The sequence below is a fragment of the Streptomyces montanisoli genome (assembly GCF_017813245.1).
Classification (GTDB): Bacteria; Actinomycetota; Actinomycetes; order Streptomycetales; family Streptomycetaceae; genus Streptomyces; species Streptomyces montanisoli.
Genome location: NZ_JAGIQL010000044.1, coordinates 25,859 through 44,335 on the forward strand (window position 1 = coordinate 25,859; position 18,477 = coordinate 44,335).

Annotated in this window: 17 protein-coding genes; 16 read left to right on the plus strand and 1 reads right to left on the minus strand. The window is 72.7% G+C overall.

Going from position 1 to position 18,477, the window contains the following annotated elements:
- Positions 1-2 precede the first annotated feature (2 nt).
- The gene (nusB, locus tag JFN87_RS13580; RefSeq protein WP_209340284.1) at positions 3-431 is read left to right on the plus strand and encodes a transcription antitermination factor NusB; all 429 of its coding nucleotides are present in this window, start codon (positions 3-5) and stop codon (positions 429-431) included.
- A gap of 215 nt (positions 432-646) precedes the next feature.
- On the opposite strand, the gene bldD is transcribed toward nusB, so the two are convergent.
- Positions 647-1,147 (minus strand): transcriptional regulator BldD, encoded by a 501-nt coding sequence (gene bldD, locus JFN87_RS13585; protein WP_030907185.1) that lies wholly within the window; start codon positions 1,145-1,147, stop codon positions 647-649.
- Positions 1,148-1,353: 206 nt separating this feature from the next.
- On the opposite strand from bldD, the gene pyrR reads away from it, so the two are divergent.
- The 15 genes from pyrR to JFN87_RS13660 form a co-directional block, all read left to right on the plus strand.
- On the plus strand, positions 1,354-1,974 hold the full coding sequence (gene pyrR / locus JFN87_RS13590) for a bifunctional pyr operon transcriptional regulator/uracil phosphoribosyltransferase PyrR (RefSeq protein ID WP_372449228.1): 621 nt from the start codon (positions 1,354-1,356) through the stop codon (positions 1,972-1,974).
- A gap of 109 nt (positions 1,975-2,083) precedes the next feature.
- Complete coding sequence (locus JFN87_RS13595; RefSeq protein ID WP_209340286.1) at positions 2,084-3,094, plus strand: aspartate carbamoyltransferase catalytic subunit; 1,011 nt, start codon at positions 2,084-2,086, stop codon at positions 3,092-3,094.
- Positions 3,091-4,383 (plus strand): dihydroorotase, encoded by a 1,293-nt coding sequence (locus JFN87_RS13600; RefSeq protein ID WP_209340287.1) that lies wholly within the window; start codon positions 3,091-3,093, stop codon positions 4,381-4,383. The genes JFN87_RS13595 and JFN87_RS13600 overlap by 4 nt, the downstream gene beginning before the upstream one ends.
- The gene (locus tag JFN87_RS13605; protein WP_245179504.1) at positions 4,380-5,021 is read left to right on the plus strand and encodes a PH-like domain-containing protein; all 642 of its coding nucleotides are present in this window, start codon (positions 4,380-4,382) and stop codon (positions 5,019-5,021) included. The genes JFN87_RS13600 and JFN87_RS13605 overlap by 4 nt, the downstream gene beginning before the upstream one ends.
- On the plus strand, positions 5,018-6,166 hold the full coding sequence (gene carA, locus JFN87_RS13610; protein ID WP_209340288.1) for a glutamine-hydrolyzing carbamoyl-phosphate synthase small subunit: 1,149 nt from the start codon (positions 5,018-5,020) through the stop codon (positions 6,164-6,166). Before JFN87_RS13605 ends, carA begins: the two co-directional genes overlap by 4 nt.
- Positions 6,159-9,470, plus strand: a complete 3,312-nt coding sequence (gene carB, locus JFN87_RS13615; protein WP_209340289.1) for a carbamoyl-phosphate synthase large subunit — start codon at positions 6,159-6,161, stop codon at positions 9,468-9,470. Before carA ends, carB begins: the two co-directional genes overlap by 8 nt.
- A gap of 8 nt (positions 9,471-9,478) precedes the next feature.
- Positions 9,479-10,588, plus strand: a complete 1,110-nt coding sequence (locus tag JFN87_RS13620; protein WP_209340290.1) for a quinone-dependent dihydroorotate dehydrogenase — start codon at positions 9,479-9,481, stop codon at positions 10,586-10,588.
- Positions 10,585-11,448: an orotidine-5'-phosphate decarboxylase gene (pyrF, locus tag JFN87_RS13625; RefSeq protein WP_307865434.1), complete on the plus strand. Its 864-nt coding sequence runs from the start codon at positions 10,585-10,587 to the stop codon at positions 11,446-11,448. The genes JFN87_RS13620 and pyrF overlap by 4 nt, the downstream gene beginning before the upstream one ends.
- Before the next feature lie 220 nt (positions 11,449-11,668).
- A complete protein-coding gene (locus tag JFN87_RS13630) occupies positions 11,669-11,992 on the plus strand; it encodes an integration host factor (RefSeq protein ID WP_030907165.1) in 324 nt (107 codons plus the stop codon).
- A 60-nt stretch (positions 11,993-12,052) separates the two neighbouring features.
- Positions 12,053-12,616 carry a guanylate kinase gene (gene gmk, locus JFN87_RS13635; RefSeq protein WP_209340291.1) on the plus strand — a complete coding sequence of 188 codons (564 nt, stop codon included), beginning with the start codon at positions 12,053-12,055 and terminating at the stop codon, positions 12,614-12,616.
- A gap of 28 nt (positions 12,617-12,644) precedes the next feature.
- The gene (gene rpoZ / locus JFN87_RS13640; RefSeq protein ID WP_030907161.1) at positions 12,645-12,917 is read left to right on the plus strand and encodes a DNA-directed RNA polymerase subunit omega; all 273 of its coding nucleotides are present in this window, start codon (positions 12,645-12,647) and stop codon (positions 12,915-12,917) included.
- A gap of 139 nt (positions 12,918-13,056) precedes the next feature.
- Positions 13,057-14,265, plus strand: a complete 1,209-nt coding sequence (gene coaBC, locus JFN87_RS13645) for a bifunctional phosphopantothenoylcysteine decarboxylase/phosphopantothenate--cysteine ligase CoaBC (protein ID WP_209340296.1) — start codon at positions 13,057-13,059, stop codon at positions 14,263-14,265.
- A 306-nt stretch (positions 14,266-14,571) separates the two neighbouring features.
- Entirely contained in the window at positions 14,572-15,795 is a 1,224-nt protein-coding gene (gene metK / locus JFN87_RS13650; RefSeq protein ID WP_209340292.1) for a methionine adenosyltransferase, read from the plus strand.
- Positions 15,796-15,899: 104 nt separating this feature from the next.
- Positions 15,900-16,199 (plus strand): YciI family protein, encoded by a 300-nt coding sequence (locus tag JFN87_RS13655; protein ID WP_209340293.1) that lies wholly within the window; start codon positions 15,900-15,902, stop codon positions 16,197-16,199.
- A gap of 73 nt (positions 16,200-16,272) precedes the next feature.
- Positions 16,273-18,477 (plus strand): primosomal protein N' (locus tag JFN87_RS13660; RefSeq protein ID WP_307865435.1); only part of this gene is annotated, 2,205 nt, incomplete at its 3' end.

Consider the following 18,477-nt stretch of genomic DNA (forward strand, 5'->3'; position numbering starts at 1 on the left):
CCGTGGCTGCCCGGAACAACGCCAGGAAACGCGCGTTCCAGATCCTCTTCGAGGCCGACCAGCGCGAGGAGTCGGTCGGTACGGTGATGGCCGACTGGATCCGGCACTCACGGACCGACGACCGGCAGCCCCCGGTGACGGAGTTCACGATGGAGCTCGTCGAGGGTTACGCCGAACAGGCGACCCGTATCGACGAGCTGATCTCGACCTACGCGGTGGGCTGGACGCTCGACCGCATGCCGGTCGTGGACCGCAACATCGTCCGCCTCGCCGCGTACGAACTGGTGTGGGTGGACACGACGCCCGACGCGGTCGCGATCGACGAGGCCGTCCAGCTCGCCAAGGAGTTCTCGGGCGATGAGGCGCCCGCCTTCGTGAACGGCCTCCTGGGCCGCTTCAAGGACCTCAAGCCGAGTCTGCGCCGCGCATAGGCGCCCGGGGCCGTCAGGCGGCCCGTACGAGCCCCGAGGGCCCGTGGTGGACGTGTTTCCGCCACGGGCCCTCGCGCGTCGGGAGAGCCGCGCCGCGGCCGCGGCACGAGGGCGTCAATCACCGTCCGCATATGCCGAGGGGCGGGCACCGCCGAAGCGGCGCCCGCCCCTCGGACGTGACGTTTCTGCTGATTCGTCCCCCCTGCGGGGGGCCGTCAGGCGTCCTCGTGCGCGACGGCGCGCCTGGCGTCGGCGCCCAGGACACCCCAGTTGATCAGCTGCTCGGTGAGGACCGAGGGCGACTGGTCGTAGATCACGGCGAGCGTGCGCAGGTCGTCCTGGCGGATCGACAGCACCTTTCCGTTGTAGTCGCCGCGCTGGCTCTGGATCGTCGCCGCGTACCGCTGGAGCGGGCCCGCCTTCTCCGCGGGCACGTGCGCCAGGCGCTCCAGGTCCAGGACGAGCTTCGGCGGCGGCTCGGCGGCTCCGCCGGGGGTCGTGCCGGGAAGGAGCTCCTGCACCGGGACACCGTAGAAATCAGCGAGCTCGGCGAGGCGCTGCACGGTCACGGCACGGTCGCCGCGCTCGTACGAACCGACCACCACGGCCTTCCAACGACCCTGGGACTTCTCCTCCACGCCGTGGAGCGAGAGGCCCTGCTGGGTGCGGATGGCACGGAGTTTGGTCCCGAGCTGTTTTGCGTATTCGCTGGACATATAGCTCCCCGGACGAAGTCTGGTAACTCACTGTGAGGTTACGCAGCGTTACTTGGATGCGTCAAGCCGGATGGTCCGTACCGCACTCCCAAGAGGGTCTCCCGGGGGTCGCGCGTCCGCCACTGGTAGCATGCATGGCGCAATCAAGACGTCCTTTAACGTCCGTCCCGTGAGGCGGAGAAGGAGGTCCGTTCCCCATGAGTCCCATGGATACAGACAGCACGGCGGAAACCGCCGGCACGGCCGGCCCCGCGGGCGCCGGCTCCACGCCGAGGCCCGTACTCGAAGCGCCCGACGTCGCGCGGGTCCTCACCCGCATCGCCCACGAGATCGTGGAGCGCGCACGCGGCGCTGAGGATGTGACGATCCTCGGCATCCCGACCCGCGGCGTCTTCCTCGCCCGCAGGATCGCGGCCAAGCTCGAAGAGATCACCGGCAGGCCCGTACCGGTCGGCTCGCTCGACATCACGATGTACCGCGACGACCTCAGGCTTAAGCCCGCACGCGCCCTCGCGCGCACCGAGATCCCCGCGGGCGGCGTCGACGGCGGACTGGTCGTCCTCGTCGACGACGTCCTGTTCTCGGGCCGCACGATCCGCGCCGCGCTCGACGCGCTGGGCGACATCGGCCGCCCGCGCGCGGTGCAGCTCGCGGTCCTCGTCGACCGGGGCCACAGGGAACTGCCGATCCGCGCCGACTACGTCGGCAAGAACATCCCGACCTCCCTCAGGGAGACCGTCAAGGTCCAGCTCAGCGAGATGGACGGGCGCGACACCGTACTGCTCGGCGTCGAGGGGCCCGGTCCCGCGGAGCGCCGAGAGCGCTAGCGGCCGCCCCGCCGCGCCGAAGGGCGCGGAACCTGGCCCGCCCGTCCTGTACGGCTGCGGGCGCGCGCCCCCGCGCGCCCGAGCACCAGACCCACCGGAGCACACCGAGATGCTGCGTCTCCCCGGGGCGAACCCCCGGACACCAGGCCACCTGATCTCCGCCGCCGACCTCACCCGTGACGACGCCGTCCTGATCCTCGACACGGCCGAGGAGATGGCGCGGGTCGCCGACCGGCCCATCAAGAAGCTGCCGACCCTGCGCGGCCGCACCGTCGTCAACCTGTTCTTCGAGGACTCCACCCGCACCAGGACGTCCTTCGAGGTCGCCGCCAAGCGGCTGTCCGCCGACGTCATCAACTTCTCCGCCAAGGGCTCCTCCGTCTCCAAGGGCGAGTCGCTCAAGGACACCGCGCTCACCCTGGAGGCGATGGGCGCCGACGCCGTCGTCATCCGGCACAGCGCCTCCGGCGCGCCCTACCGGCTCGCCACGTCCGGCTGGATCGACGGTGCCGTCGTCAACGCGGGCGACGGCACCCACGAGCACCCCACCCAGGCACTGCTCGACGCCTTCACGCTGCGCCGCAGGCTCGTCGGCGCCGACGCCGGCCTCGGCAAGGACCTCGACGGCGTCCGCGTCACGATCGTCGGCGACGTCCTGCACAGCCGCGTCGCGCGCTCCAACGTCCTGCTGCTGCACACGCTCGGCGCCCACGTCACCGTCGTCGCCCCGCCCACCCTCGTGCCCGTCGGCGTCGGCGCGTGGCCCTGCACCGTCTCCTACGACCTCGACGAGGCGCTGCCCGAGACGGACGCCGTGATGATGCTGCGCGTGCAGCGCGAGCGCATGAACGCCGCCTTCTTCCCCACCGAGCGCGAGTACTCGCGCCGCTACGGCCTCGACACCGACCGGATGAACCGCATGCCGGACGGCGCGCTGGTGATGCACCCGGGCCCCATGAACCGCGGTATGGAGATCACCGCGGAGGTCGCGGACTCCCCGCGCGCCACCATCGTGGAACAGGTCGCCAACGGCGTGTCCATCCGGATGGCCGTCCTGTACCTGCTGCTCGGCGGCAACGAGCCCGCCGTGTCCCACCACCGCCCCGAGGAGAGCAAGTGAGCGACGACAAGATCCTTATCCGCGGTGCCCGGGTACTCGGCGGCGACCCGCGGGACGTCCTCGTGGAAGGCGAAACGATCAGCCGGCTCGGTACGGGCCTCGACGCGGACGGCGCCCGCGTCGTCGACGCGGAGGGCTTGATCCTGCTGCCCGGCCTCGTGGACCTCCACACCCACCTGCGCGAGCCGGGCCGCGAGGACTCCGAGACCGTCCTCACCGGCACCAGGGCCGCCGCCAAGGGCGGCTTCACCGCCGTCCACGCCATGGCCAACACGTTCCCCGTCGCCGACACCGCCGGCGTCGTCGAGCAGGTCTGGCGCCTCGGCCAGGCCTCCGGCTACTGCGACGTGCGCCCCGTCGGCGCCGTCACCGTCGGGCTGGAGGGCAAGCAGCTCGCCGAACTCGGCGCGATGCACGACTCCGCCGCGCAGGTGCGCGTCTTCTCCGACGACGGCAAGTGCGTGGACGACGCCGTGATCATGCGGCGCGCCCTGGAGTACGTGAAGGCGTTCGACGGCGTCGTCGCCCAGCACGCCCAGGAGCCGCGGCTGACCGAGGGCGCCCAGATGAACGAGGGCGCCGTCTCCGCGCAGCTCGGGCTCGGCGGCTGGCCGGCCGTCGCGGAGGAGTCGATCATCGCCCGCGACGTGCTGCTCGCCGCGCACGTCGGCTCCCGCGTGCACATCTGCCACCTGTCCACCGCGGGCTCCGTCGAGCTCGTGCGCTGGGCGAAGTCCAAGGGCTGGAACGTGACCGCCGAGGTCACCCCGCACCACCTGCTGCTCACCGACGAGCTCGTGCGCTCCTACGACCCCGTCTACAAGGTCAACCCGCCGCTGCGCACGGACGCGGACGTGATGGCGCTGCGCGAGGCGCTGGCCGACGGCACCATCGACTGCGTCGCCACCGACCACGCCCCCCACCCGCACGAGGACAAGGACTGCGAGTGGGCGGCCGCCGCCATGGGCATGCTCGGCCTGGAGACCGCGCTGTCCGTCGTGCAGGAGACCATGGTCGACACCGGCCTGATCGACTGGGCGGGCGTCGCCGACCGGATGTCGATGCGCCCGGCGCGCATCGGCCGCCTCGACGGCCACGGCCGCCCGATCGCCGCGGGTGAGCCCGCGAACCTCGTCCTCGTCGATCCGGCATACCGTGGAACGGTGGACCCCGCGGGCTTCGTCTCCCGCAGCCGCAACAGCCCCTACGCGGGCCGCGAGCTGCCCGGGCGCGTCACCCACACCTTCCTGCGGGGCAAGGCCACGGTCACCGACGGGAAACTGGCATGACATCTGCGCACCTCTCCACCCTCCTGCCCGCCGCCACGCTCGCCGAGGACAAGCACTCGGCGCCCGTGACGGACTGGAGCGGCCGCATCGGCTGGGTCATCGGGCTGCTGATCTTCATCGCGCTCGTGTACTGGCTCATGCGCCAGGGCTGGAAGTGGCGCGTCAGCCTTCAGTCGGACGTGCCGCCGCTCCTCGCGCTGCCGGAGAACCCGTCCACGGTCAGGATGACCATGAGCGGCCGCTACCACGGCTCCACCACCGCGGGGCAGTGGCTCGACCGCGTCGTCGCCCACGGACTCGGCGCCCGCAGCCGCGTCGAGCTCGCCCTCACGGACGACGGCCTCGAGGTCGTACGGCCCGGCGCGAACGACTTCTTCGTGCCGGCGGGCCGGCTGTGCGAGGCCCGGCTCGACAAGGGCATCGCGGGCAAGGTACTCGCCGAGGGAGGCCTCTTGATCGTCACCTGGGAGCACGGCGGCAAGCAGCTCGACTCCGGCTTCCGCTCCGACCACTCGGCCGAACACGCCGCCTGGGTCGACGCCCTCACCTCACTGATCGCGGCCCAGCCGGCCGCGGACCGGGCCGCACGGCCCGGCACCCCTGTCAAGACCGTCACAACGGAAGGCCCCGCACGATGACCCCCTCGTCCACCCGGGGAACCGCACGCAGGCAGGCGCCCCCCGCCGTACTCGTCCTGGAGGACGGCCGCAGTTTCCGCGGCCGCGCCTACGGGGCCGTGGGGGAGACCTTCGGCGAGGCCGTGTTCTCCACCGGCATGTCCGGCTACCAGGAAACCCTGACCGACCCCTCGTACCACCGCCAGGTCGTCGTCATGACGGCCCCGCACGTCGGCAACACCGGCGTCAACGACGAGGACCGCGAGTCGCGCAAAATCTGGGTCTCCGGCTACGTCGTGCGCGACCCCGCGCGCACCCCGTCGAGCTGGCGCTCGCGCCGCACCCTCGACGACGAGCTGACCGAGCAGGGCGTCGTCGGCATCAGCGGCATCGACACCCGCGCCCTCACCCGCCACCTGCGCGAGCGCGGCGCCATGCGCGTGGGCATCTTCTCGGGCGACGCCCTCGCCGACGAGACCACCCTGCTCGGGCGCGTCAGGCAGGCACCCGGGATGACCGGCGCGGAACTGTCCAGTGAGGTCACCACCGCCGAGCCGTACGTGGTGCCCGCGATCGGCGAGAAGCGCTTCACCGTCGCCGCCATCGACCTCGGCATCAAGGGCATGACCCCGCACCGCATGGCCGAGCGCGGCATCGAGGTGCACGTCCTGCCGGCCACCGCGACGCTCGACGAGGTGTACGCGGTCGACCCCGACGGCGTCTTCCTCGCCAACGGCCCCGGCGACCCGGCGACGGCCGACCTGACCGTCGTCAAGGGCGTCCTGGAGCGCTCCACGCCGCTGTTCGGGATCTGCTTCGGCAACCAGCTGCTCGGCCGCGCGCTCGGCTTCGGCACGTACAAGCTCAAGTACGGCCACCGCGGCATCAACCAGCCGGTCCAGGACCGCACCACGGGCAAGGTCGAGGTGACCGCGCACAACCACGGCTTCGCCGTCGACGCGCCGCTCGACCGCGCCTCCGAGACGCCCTACGGCCTCGCCGAGGTCACCCACGTCTGCCTCAACGACGACGTGGTCGAGGGCCTGCGCCTGCTCGACCGGCCCGTCTTCAGCGTCCAGTACCACCCCGAGGCGGCCGCGGGCCCGCACGACGCCGCGTACCTGTTCGACCGCTTCACCCAGCTCATGGAGGACCAGCGTGCCTAAGCGCACCGATATCCAGTCCATCCTGGTCATCGGCTCAGGACCGATCGTCATCGGCCAGGCCGCTGAGTTCGACTACTCCGGCACCCAGGCCTGCCGCGTACTGAGGGCGGAGGGTTTCAGGGTCATCCTGATCAACTCCAACCCCGCGACGATCATGACCGACCCGGAGATCGCCGACGCCACGTACGTCGAGCCGATCACCCCCGAGTTCGTCGAGAAGATCATCGTCAAGGAGCGCCCCGACGCGCTGCTCGCCACCCTCGGCGGCCAGACGGCGCTCAACACCGCGATCTCGCTGCACGACGCGGGGACGCTGGACAAGTACGGCGTCGAGCTGATCGGCGCCAACGTCGAGGCCATCAACAAGGGCGAGGACCGCGAGCGGTTCAAGGACGTCGTGGAGGAGGTGCGCCGCAAGATCGGCCACGGCGAGTCGGCGCGCTCCGTCATCTGCCACTCCATGGACGACGTGCTCGCCGGCGTCGACACGCTCGGCGGCTACCCCGTCGTCGTGCGGCCCTCCTTCACCATGGGCGGCGCCGGCTCCGGCTTCGCGCACACCGAGGAGGACCTGCGCCGCATCGCGGGCCAGGGCCTGATGCTCTCGCCGACCACCGAGGTGCTCCTTGAGGAGTCCATCCTCGGCTGGAAGGAGTACGAGCTCGAGCTGATGCGCGACCGCAACGACAACGTCGTGGTCGTCTGCTCCATCGAGAACTTCGACCCGATGGGCGTCCACACGGGCGACTCGATCACCGTCGCGCCCGCGATGACGCTGACCGACCGCGAGTACCAGGTCCTGCGGGACGTCGGCATCGCCGTCATCCGCGAGGTCGGCGTCGACACCGGCGGCTGCAACATCCAGTTCGCGGTCAACCCCGAGGACGGCCGGGTCATCGTCATCGAGATGAACCCGCGCGTCTCGCGCTCCTCCGCGCTCGCCTCCAAGGCCACCGGCTTCCCGATCGCGAAGATCGCCGCGCGTCTGGCCGTCGGCTACACGCTGGACGAGATCCCGAACGACATCACGGAGAAGACGCCGGCGTCCTTCGAGCCGACCCTCGACTACGTCGTCGTCAAGGTGCCGCGCTTCGCGTTCGAGAAGTTCCCCGCCGCCGACTCCGCGCTCACCACCACGATGAAGTCCGTGGGCGAGGCCATGGCCATCGGCCGCAACTTCACCGAGGCGCTGCAGAAGGCGATGCGCTCGCTGGAGCGGGCCGGCAGCCAGTTCGACCTCACCGGCGAGCCGGGCGACAAGGCCCTGCTCCTCGAGCGTGCCGGGCTGCCCACCGACGGCAGGATCAACACCGTCATGCGGGCCATCGTCGCCGGGGCCACCCCGCAGGAGGTCTTCGACGCGACGAGGATCGATCCCTGGTTCGTCGACCAGCTCTTCCTGATCAAGGAGCTCGCCGACGAGGTCGCCGCCGCCGCGGAACTGACGCCCGAGCTCCTCGCCGACGTCAAGCGGCACGGCTTCTCCGACGCGCAGATCGCCGGCCTGCGCGGGCTGCGCGAGGACGTCGTGCGCGAGGTGCGGCACGCACTCGGCGTGCGCCCCGTCTACAAGACCGTCGACACCTGCGCCGCCGAGTTCGCCGCGAAGACCCCGTACTTCTACTCGTCCTACGACGAGGAGAACGAGGTCGCGCCCCGCGAGAAGCCCGCGGTGATCATCCTCGGCTCGGGCCCGAACCGCATCGGCCAGGGCATCGAGTTCGACTACTCCTGCGTCCACGCCTCCTTCGCGCTGCACGACGCCGGCTACGAGACCGTCATGGTCAACTGCAACCCGGAGACCGTCTCCACCGACTACGACACCTCCGACCGGCTCTACTTCGAGCCGCTCACCCTGGAGGACGTGCTGGAGATCGTCCACGCGGAGACCCAGGCGGGACCCGTCGCGGGCGTGATCGTGCAGCTGGGCGGGCAGACCCCGCTCGGCCTCGCGCAGGCGCTCAAGGACAACGGCGTGCCCGTCGTCGGCACGTCCCCCGAGGCCATCCACCTCGCCGAGGACCGCGGCGCCTTCGGCCGCGTCCTGGAAGAGGCGGGACTGCCCGCGCCCAAGCACGGCACCGCGACGTCCTTCCCCGGCGCCAAGGCGATCGCGGACGAGATCGGCTACCCCGTACTCGTCCGCCCGTCGTACGTGCTCGGCGGGCGCGGCATGGAGATCGTCTACGACGAGACGCGGCTCGCCGCGTACATCGAGGAGTCCACCGAGATCAGCCCCGACCGGCCCGTCCTGGTCGACCGCTTCCTCGACGACGCCATCGAGATCGACGTCGACGCCCTCTACGACGGCACCGAGCTCTACCTCGGCGGCGTGATGGAGCACATCGAGGAGGCCGGCATCCACTCCGGCGACTCCGCCTGCGCCCTGCCCCCGATCACGCTCGGCGGCTACGACATCAAGCGGCTGCGCGCCTCCACCGAGGCCATCGCGCGCGGCGTGGGCGTGCGAGGGCTGATCAACATCCAGTTCGCGCTGGCCGGGGACATCCTCTACGTGCTGGAGGCCAACCCGCGCGCGTCCCGCACGGTGCCCTTCACCTCGAAGGCGACGGCCGTGCCGCTCGCCAAGGCGGCCGCGCGCATCTCGCTCGGCGCGACCGTCGCGCAGCTGCGCGCGGAGGGCATGCTGCCCGCGCGCGGCGACGGCGGCGACCTGCCGCTCGACGCGCCGATCTCCGTCAAGGAGGCCGTGATGCCGTGGTCGCGCTTCCGCGACATCCAGGGCCGCGGCGTGGACACCGTCCTCGGCCCGGAGATGCGCTCCACCGGCGAGGTCATGGGTATCGACTCCGTCTTCGGGACTGCGTACGCGAAGTCCCAGGCGGGCGCCTACGGGCCACTGCCCACGAAGGGCCGCGCGTTCATCTCCGTCGCGAACCGGGACAAGCGCTCGATGATCTTCCCGGCGCGCGAACTGGTCGCCCACGGCTTCGAGCTGCTGGCCACCTCGGGCACCGCCGAGGTGCTCAAGCGCAACGGCATCAACGCCACGGTCGTGCGCAAGCAGTCCGAGGGCGAGGGCCCGAACGGCGAGAGGACCGTCGTCCAGCTGATCCACGACGGGGAGATCGACCTGATCGTCAACACCCCGTACGGCACCGGCGGCCGGCTCGACGGCTACGACATCCGCACGGCGGCCGTCGCGCGCGCCGTGCCCTGCCTGACCACCGTGCAGGCGCTCGCCGCCGCCGTCCAGGGCATCGACGCCCTCAACCACGGCGGCGTGGGCGTGTGCTCGCTCCAGGACCACGCGAGCCGCCTGACCGCCGCCAGGGAGGACTGAGCCGCCGCATGTACGCGCTCTTCTTCCGGCTCTTCTTCCGGCGCATGGACGCCGAGCGTGCGCACCGCACCGCGTTCCGGTGGATCCGGCTCGCGGTGCGGGTCCCGGTCCTGCGCACGTACGTGGCGGCCGCGCTCGCGCCCCGGTACACGGGGCTGCGCACCGAGGCGCTCGGGCTGCGGATGCACGGCCCGTTCGGGCTCGCCGCGGGGTTCGACAAGAACGCCGTCGCGATCGACGGCATGGCCATGCTGGGCTTCGACCACGTCGAGATCGGCACGGTCACCGCGCGGCCCCAGCCGGGCAACCCGCCGAGGCGGCTGTTCCGGCTGGTGCCCGACCGCGCCCTGATCAACCGCATGGGGTTCAACAACGACGGCTCCGCCGCGGTCGCGGCCCGGCTCCGGGCGCGCCGCGAGGTCTTCCGCACCGTCGTCGGCGTCAACATCGGCAAGACGAAGGTGGTCCCGGAGGACGAGGCCGTCGGCGACTACGTCACCTCGGCGGAGCGGCTCGCGCCGCACGCCGACTACCTGGTCGTCAACGTCAGCTCGCCCAACACGCCCGGCCTGCGCGATCTCCAGGCCGTCGACCGCCTCAGGCCGCTGCTGGCCGCCGTGCGGGACGCGGCGGACCGCTCGGTGCCCGGGCGGCGCGTCCCGCTGCTGGTCAAGATCGCGCCCGATCTCGCCGACGACGACATCGACGCGGTCGCCGACCTGGCCGTCGACCTCGGCCTCGACGGGATCATCGCCACCAACACCACCATCGCGCGCGACGGCCTCGGGCTGACGTCGCCCGCCGGCCTGACCGGCGAGACCGGCGGCCTGTCCGGCGCACCGCTGAAGCGGCGCTCGCTCGAGGTGCTCAGGCGGCTGTACGCGCGCGTCGGCGACCGCCTCACGCTCGTGGGCGTCGGGGGAGTGGAGGACGCCGAGGACGCGTGGGAGCGGATCCTCGCGGGCGCCACGCTCGTCCAGGGCTACAGCGCCTTCATCTACGAGGGCCCGTTCTGGGCGCGCGCCATCCACAAGGGGCTCGACGCGCGGCTGGCCGCCAGCCCGTACAGGACGCTCGCCGACGCAGTCGGCGCCGACGTGAGGAAGGTGGCCGCGTGAGCGGTTCGGAGCCGGAGCCCTTCGGGGCGCGCCTGCGGCGTGCCATGGACACGCGCGGCCCGCTGTGCGTGGGCATCGACCCGCACGCCTCGCTGCTCGCCTCCTGGGGATTGCCGGACGATGTGGGCGGCCTCGAGCGGTTCGCCCGCACGACGGTGGAGGCGCTGGCCGACCGTGTCGCCGTGCTCAAGCCGCAGTCGGCGTTCTTCGAGCGCTTCGGCTCGCGCGGCGTCGCGGTCCTGGAGCGGACCGTGGCCGACGCGCGCGCGGCGGGCGCGCTGGTCCTGATGGACGCGAAGCGCGGCGACATCGGCTCCACGATGGCCGCCTACGCGTCGGCGTACCTGGAGAAGGGGTCGCCGCTGTTCTCGGACGCCGTGACGCTCTCGCCGTACCTGGGGTTCGGCTCGCTGCGTCCCGCGCTCGACGCGGCGGCGGCCTCGGGCGCCGGCGTCTTCGTGCTCGCGCTGACGTCGAACCCGGAGGGCGCGTCGGTGCAACGCGCGACCGCCGCGGACGGCAGGTCGCTCGCGCAGGTGGTGCTCGACCACATCGCGGCGGAGAACGCGGGAGCCGTTCCGCTCGGCTCCGTGGGCGCGGTCGTCGGCGCGACCCTTGGCGACGCGGGCGCCGACCTCAACGTGAACGGCCCGCTGCTCGCCCCCGGCATCGGCGCGCAGGGCGCCACCCCGGCCGACCTTCCCGCGCTCTTCGGGGCCGCGGCCGGGGACGTGGTGCCCAGCGTGAGCCGCGGAATCCTGCGTTCCGGGCCCGCTGCGGCGGCGCTCAGGGACGCCGCCGACCGCTTCCGTGACGAGGTGAGGGCGGCTGTGGGTCCCCGGAATGAGGAGTTCAGGTAGAGCTTTGAGCCAAAAAGAGGTGCAGAATGTCGGAAATGTACCGGTCGGGCGATGCTGACCAGGGAGTTTTCCCCTGTTCTCGCTGACTCCGGCGGTCCTGGCCGATAGTCTCCCCACCAGAGCCAACGGGCGAAGCCTTCGCCCGCGGCTCGCCTGGTGCGGGACGACAGTCTCCGCACGGGTCCGTATCCGACAGTTCGACATCCGAGGTGACGTAGGCGTGGCTCTTCCGCCCCTTACCCCTGAACAGCGCAAAGCCGCGCTCGACAAGGCCGCCGCGGCTCGCAAGGAGCGGGCCGAGGTCAAGAATCGACTCAAGCACTCCGGCGCGTCCCTGCACGACGTCATCAAGCAGGGGCAGGAGAACGACGTCATCGGCAAGATGAAGGTCTCCGCCCTGCTCGAGTCGCTGCCCGGCGTCGGCAAGGTCCGCGCCAAGCAGATCATGGAGCGTCTCGGCATCTCCGAGAGCCGCCGCGTGCGCGGCCTCGGGTCCAACCAGATCGCTTCGCTCGAGCGCGAGTTCGGCTCCACCCCCGCCTGAGAAGTCCCATGAGAGCTTCCATGGTTCCCGGGCACTCCCGGGAACCTGGATAATCGCTGCATGGCAGCAGAGGTACGTCAGCGGCTGACCGTGCTCTCCGGACCCTCCGGGGTCGGCAAGAGCACGGTCGTCGCCCACATGCGCAAGGCTCATCCCGAGGTGTGGCTCTCGGTGTCGGCCACGACAAGGAAGCCACGCCCCGGCGAGCGCCACGGCGTCCAGTACTTCTTCGTCACGGACGACGAGTTCGACAAGCTCGTCGCCAACGGCGAGCTGCTGGAGTGGGCACAGTTCGCCGGCAACCGCTACGGGACGCCCAGGGCCGCCGTCATGGACCGGCTCGACGCGGGCGCGCCCGTGCTGCTGGAGATCGACCTCCAGGGCGCGAGGCAGGTCAAGGAGTCCATGCCGGACTCCCGCCTCGTCTTCCTCGCGCCGCCGGACTGGGACGAGCTGGTGCGCAGGCTGACCGGGCGCGGCACCGAGCCGCCCGACGTGATCGAGCGCAGGCTCGCCGCGGCGCGGGTCGAGCTCGCCGCCGAGCCGGAGTTCGACACCACCCTCGTCAACACCTCCGTCGAGGACGTCGCGCGCGAGCTGCTAGCCTTGCTGGCAGTGTCCTGAATCCCGTTCTTTCTTCGGAAGGCCAAGAGTGTCCTCTTCCATGACCCCACCCGAGGGCATCATCAACCCGCCGATCGACGAGCTGCTTGAGGCCACGGACTCCAAGTACAGCCTGGTGATCTACGCGGCCAAGCGTGCGCGCCAGATCAACGCGTACTACTCGCAGCTCGGTGAGGGCCTGCTGGAGTACGTCGGCCCGCTCGTGGACACCCACGTGCACGAGAAGCCCCTCTCGATCGCCCTGCGCGAGATCAACGCGGGGCTGCTGACCTCCGAGGCCATCGAGGCCCCGGCCCAGTAATCGCCCGCATCGGTCATATGATCGACGCGTTGTCCACAGGCCCGGCAGACGTCTGCCGGGCCTGTGGTGTGTCATGGGAGCAGGCGGTACGCGGGTGCGGCCGCCGCGGTCGAAGCGGGAGCGGGGAGCGGGAGACATGGTGGAGAAGCCGAGGGTCGTCCTTGGGGTGGCCGGCGGGATCGCCGCGTACAAGGCGTGCGAGCTGCTGCGCCGCCTCACGGAGTCGGGACACGACGTGACGGTCGTGCCGACGGCGTCGGCACTGCGGTTCGTGGGCGCCGACACCTGGTCCGCGCTCTCGGGCCATCCCGTCTCCACGGAGGTGTGGGAGGACGTGCACGAGGTCCCGCACGTGCGGATCGGCAAGGCGGCCGACCTCGTCGTCGTCGCGCCGGCCACGGCCGACCTGCTGGCGAGGGCGTCCCACGGCCTCGCCGACGACCTGCTGACCAACACCCTGCTCACGGCGCGCTGCCCCGTCGTGTTCGCGCCCGCCATGCACACCGAGATGTGGGAGCACCCCGCCACCCGGGAGAACGTGGCGGCGCTGCGCCGCAGGGGCGCCGTGGTCGTCGAGCCCGCCGTGGGCAGGCTCACCGGCGTCGACACGGGCAAGGGCAGGCTGCCCGACCCGGGCGAGATCTTCGAGGTGTGCCGCGCGGCGCTGGCGCGCGGCGCCCAGAGCCCCGACCTCGCGAGGCGCCACGTGGTGGTCAGCGCCGGGGGCACGCGCGAGCCGCTCGACCCGGTGCGCTTCCTCGGCAACCGCTCCTCGGGCAGGCAGGGCTTCGCCCTGGCGAGGACGGCCGTGGCGCGCGGCGCCCGGGTGACCCTCATCGAGGCCAACACGGGCATGACGGACCCGGCGGGTGCCGACGTCGTCCACGTCGGGACCGCGCTGGAGTTGCGCGACGCGGCGCTCAAGGCGGCCGCCGACGCGGACGCGGTGGTGATGGCCGCCGCGGTCGCCGACTTCCGCCCGGCCGCCTACGCGCAGGGCAAGATCAAGAAGCGGGACGGCGTGGAGCCCGAGCCGCTGGCGCTGGTGCGCAACCCGGACATCCTCGCGGCGCTCGCGGCCGAGCGCCCCGCGCCCGGCCAGGTGGTCGTCGGCTTCGCGGCGGAGACGGACGACGTGCTGGCCAACGGGCGCGCGAAGCTGCGGCGCAAGGGGTGCGACCTGCTCGTGGTCAACGAGGTCGGCGCGCACAAGACGTTCGGCGCCGCGGAGAACGAGGCGGTGGTCCTGGCCGCGGACGGCGGCGAGACGCCGGTGCCGTACGGCCCGAAGGAGGCACTGGCCGACACGGTCTGGGACCTGGTCGTGGAGCGGCTCGTCACGCCGTGACCGGCGGGAGCCACCGGGTGGTCCGCATGATGGTCATGCGTCCCGCATCGTGGACGGCGCGCCGAAGGCCGAAAAGCGACATCGCCCGGTGCGGGAGGCGGGAAACCCCGTTCTCCCGGCCCCGCACCGCCCCGTAAGACGGCACACACCGCGCTCACGGAGCGAGATGCCTGGACTCCTGGCGCGGGGTGCCGGATAAACTGACGGCGGAGCGTGGCCGGGCGCAGCCTCCAGCCGCGCTACCAGTAGAAAGTGATCAGCTGATCGGCTGATCAGTCAGCAGCCGCTGCAACCTCAGGGAGCGATGTGTCCCGCCGTCTGTTCACCTCGGAGTCCGTGACCGAGGGTCACCCCGACAAGATCGCTGACCAGATCAGCGACACCATCCTCGACGCGCTCCTCACCGAGGACCCGTCCTCGCGCGTCGCCGTGGAGACCTTGATCACCACGGGTCTCGTCCACGTCGCCGGCGAGGTGACCACCAAGGCGTACGCGCCGATCGCGCAGCTCGTGCGCAACAAGATCCTGGAGATCGGCTACGACTCCTCGAAGAAGGGCTTCGACGGCGCGTCCTGCGGCGTCTCCGTCTCCATCGGCGCGCAGTCCCCCGACATCGCGCAGGGCGTCGACGCCGCGTACGAGAACCGGGTCGCGGGCGCCACCGAAGGCCGCGAGGTCGACGACCTGGACAAGCAGGGCGCGGGCGACCAGGGCCTGATGTTCGGCTACGCGTGCGACGAGACGCCCGAGCTGATGCCGCTGCCGATCTACCTGGCGCACCGGCTGTCCCGCCGGCTGTCCGAGGTCCGCAAGAACGGCACCATCCCCTACCTGCGTCCCGACGGCAAGACGCAGGTCACCATCGAGTACGACGGCGACAAGGCGCTCCGCCTCGACACGGTCGTGGTCTCCTCGCAGCACGCGTCCGACATCGACCTGGACTCGCTGCTCGCGCCCGACATCCGCGAGTTCGTCGTCGAGCACGTGCTCCAGCAGCTCGTCGAGGACGGCATCAAGCTGGACACCGACGGCTACCGCCTGCTGGTCAACCCGACGGGCCGGTTCGAGATCGGCGGTCCGATGGGCGACGCGGGCCTGACCGGCCGCAAGATCATCATCGACACGTACGGCGGCATGGCACGCCACGGCGGCGGCGCCTTCTCGGGCAAGGACCCGTCGAAGGTCGACCGCTCCGCCGCGTACGCGATGCGCTGGGTCGCGAAGAACGTCGTCGCGGCGGGCCTCGCCTCCCGCTGCGAGGTCCAGGTCGCCTACGCGATCGGCAAGGCCGAGCCCGTGGGCCTCTTCGTGGAGACGTTCGGCACCGCGACCGTCGACCACGAGAAGATCGAGAAGGCCATCAGCCAGGTCTTCGACCTGCGCCCGGCCGCCATCATCCGCGACCTCGACCTGCTCCGCCCGATCTACGCGAAGACGGCGGCGTACGGCCACTTCGGCCGCGAGCTCCCCGAGTTCACCTGGGAGCACGCGGACCGCGTCGACGCGCTCCGCGAGGCCGCGGGCGTCTGAGAGGCCGCCGGCTTCTGACCGTCCGACCGGCCCGCACGGCAGCATTGTCGGGGCCCGGCCCCTCCGCCTCGGCGGGGGGACCGGGCCCCGATAGCGTGTGGCGCATGTTCGTACTTGAGCTCACCTACACCGCCCCCATGGACCGCGTCGAGGCGGCGCTCGACGACCACAAGGCGTGGCTGGACACCTGCTACGCCGAGGGCTACTTCATCGCCTCGGGCCGCAAGGTCCCGCGCGACGGCGGCCTGATCCTGGCGACGGCACCCGACCGCGCGGCCGCCGAGGCCCTCGCGGCCCGCGACCCCTTCACGCTCGCGGGCGTGTGCACGTACCGGATCACGGAGTTCACCCCGACGAAGACGGCCGAGGCGCTGGCGCGCTACCAGGAGCAGCCGGCCTCCTGAAGCGAGCCGTCCCGCTCGCCCGTCGCGGTCTCGCCGGCCCGCACTGTCGTACCCGTCTGGTAGGTATGGGGCTGTGAGCAGCGGTGACGAGCAGAGGCAGGAGGCCGAGGGGGAGCAGCTCGCGCTGATCAAGCAGACCGTGCGCGAGGCGAGGACGCCGCGCGCCAAGCCGCGCACCTGGCGCGGCGCCCCGCTCGCCGAGCGGCTGCCGGTGGCGCGGGTCGTCGTCAACAAGGGCGTGCTCCACCTCGACCAGTTCTTCGACTACGCGGTCCCGGCCGAGCTGGACGAGGCGGCCCAGCCCGGCGTGCGGGTACGGGTCAGGTTCGGGGCGGGGGCGCACTCCGTGCGCGGCGGGCGTCGCGAGGGCGGGCGGCTGATCGACGGGTTCGTCGTGGAGCGGCTCGCCACGTCCGACTACACGGGCCCGCTGGCCGCGCTCGCCGGCGTCGTCTCCCCCGAGCCGGTGCTCAGCGCGGAACTGCTCGCGCTCGCACGCGCCGTCGCCGACCGCTACGCCGGATCCCTCGCGGACGTGCTGCAACTCGCCGTGCCGCCGCGCAGCGCGCGCGCCGAGAGCCGCCCGTCCCCGCAGCCGCTCGAGCCGCCGCCCGCCCCGGAGCCCGGCAGCTGGGAGCGGTATCCGACCGGGCCCGCGTTCCTCGACGCGCTCGCGACGGGCGGAGCGCCGCGCGCCGTGTGGACCGCGCTGCCGGGACCGCTGTGGGCGCAGGAGATCGCGCGCGCCGTCGCCGCCACGCTGGCCTCCGGGCGCGGCGCGCTCGTCGTCGTGCCCGACGGCCGTGTCTCGGCCCGGGTCGACGAGGCGCTCACCGGTCTGCTGGGGGAGGGGCGGCACGCGCTGCTCACCGCCGAGGCCGGGCCCGAGAAGCGGTACCGCGAGTGGCTGGCGGTGCGGCGCGGTGCGGTGCGTGCCGTGGTCGGCACGCGCGCCGCGATGTTCGCGCCCGTATGCGACCTCGGCCTTGTCGCCCTGTGGGACGACGGGGACTCCAGCCACAGCGAGCAGCACGCGCCCCAGCCGCACGCGCGCGATGTGCTGCTGCTGCGCGCCGCGCACGACGGGTGCGCGTTCCTGCTCGGCGGCACGAGCTGCACCGTAGAGGCCGCCCAGCTCGTCGCGTCCGGCTGGGCCCTGCCGCTCGCCGCGTCGCGCGAGACGGTGCGCGCGGCGGCGCCCCTGGTACGCACCGTCGGCGACGCCGAACTGGCGCGCGACGAGGCGGCGCGCGCCGCCAGGCTGCCCAGTCTTGCCTGGGGGGCCGTGCGTGACGGTCTGGCGTCGGGGCCCGTGCTCGTGCAGGTGCCGCGCCGCGGGTACGCGCCGAGGCTCGCCTGCGAGCGCTGCCGGGCGCCCGCACGGTGCCCGCACTGCGCGGGCCCCGTCGAGGCCGCGGAACAGCACGACCTGCGGTGCGGCTGGTGCGGCCGGGGCGCCTCCGGCTGGCACTGCCCCGAGTGCGGCAGCCCCAGGCTGCGCGCCCGGATCGTCGGTGCCCGCCGCACCGCGGAGGAACTGGGCCGCGCCTTCCCCGCCGTCCCCGTGCGCACGTCGGGCCGCGACCACATCCTGGACGCCGTGCCCGGCAGGCCCGCCCTCGTCGTCTGCACGCCGGGCGCCGAGCCCGTCGCGGACGGCGGGTACGCGGCGGCGCTGCTCCTCGACGGCTGGGCGATGGTCTCCCGCCCCGACCTCAGGGCCTCCGAGGAGGCGCTGCGCCGCTGGATCCAGGCCGCCTCGCTGGTACGCGGCCAGAGCGAGGGCGGCACGGTCGTGGTGGTCGCGGAGCCCACGCTGCGGCCCGTGCAGGCACTGGTGCGCTGGGACCCCGTGGGGCACGCGCGGCGCGAGCTGGCAGAGCGGGCGCAGCTCGGGTTCCCGCCGGTGTCGCGGATGGCCGCGGTGTCAGGACCCGGCGAGGCCGTCGCCGCGTTCGTCGCGAGCACCGAACTGCCGGCCGGCGCCGAGGTGCTCGGGCCCGTTCCCGTGGCGAGCGCGCCACCCGGCGCGCCGCGCCGTGGCGGGGCGCCGCCGGGCGAGAGGTGGGAGGGGGGGGCGGCGCGGGGGGCGGGGGGGGGGGGGGGCCGGGGCGGGGGGCGGCCCCGGCCCCCGCGGGACGGGAGAGGGGGGGGCCGGGGCCCCGGGGGCGGGGGAACCCGGAGGGCGGGGCCGCGCCGGGGAGAGGGGGGGGGGGGGGGGGGGGGGGGGGGGGGGGGGGGGGGGGGGGGGGGGGGGGGGGGGGGGGGGGGGGGGGGG

Excerpts from the sequence above, each read along its gene's own strand:
- gmk (WP_209340291.1), top strand. The coding sequence starts at position 12,053 with ATGGCAGCAGAGGTACGTCAGCGGCTGACCGTGCTCTCCGGACCCTCC.
- pyrR (WP_372449228.1), top strand. The coding sequence starts at position 1,354 with ATGGATACAGACAGCACGGCGGAAACCGCCGGCACGGCCGGCCCCGCG.
- carA (WP_209340288.1), top strand. The coding sequence starts at position 5,018 with ATGACCCCCTCGTCCACCCGGGGAACCGCACGCAGGCAGGCGCCCCCC.
- JFN87_RS13595 (WP_209340286.1), top strand. The coding sequence starts at position 2,084 with ATGCTGCGTCTCCCCGGGGCGAACCCCCGGACACCAGGCCACCTGATC.
- JFN87_RS13605 (WP_245179504.1), top strand. The coding sequence starts at position 4,380 with ATGACATCTGCGCACCTCTCCACCCTCCTGCCCGCCGCCACGCTCGCC.
- JFN87_RS13620 (WP_209340290.1), top strand. The coding sequence starts at position 9,479 with ATGTACGCGCTCTTCTTCCGGCTCTTCTTCCGGCGCATGGACGCCGAG.
- JFN87_RS13655 (WP_209340293.1), top strand. The coding sequence starts at position 15,900 with ATGTTCGTACTTGAGCTCACCTACACCGCCCCCATGGACCGCGTCGAG.
- bldD (WP_030907185.1), bottom strand. The coding sequence starts at position 1,147 with ATGTCCAGCGAATACGCAAAACAGCTCGGGACCAAACTCCGTGCCATC.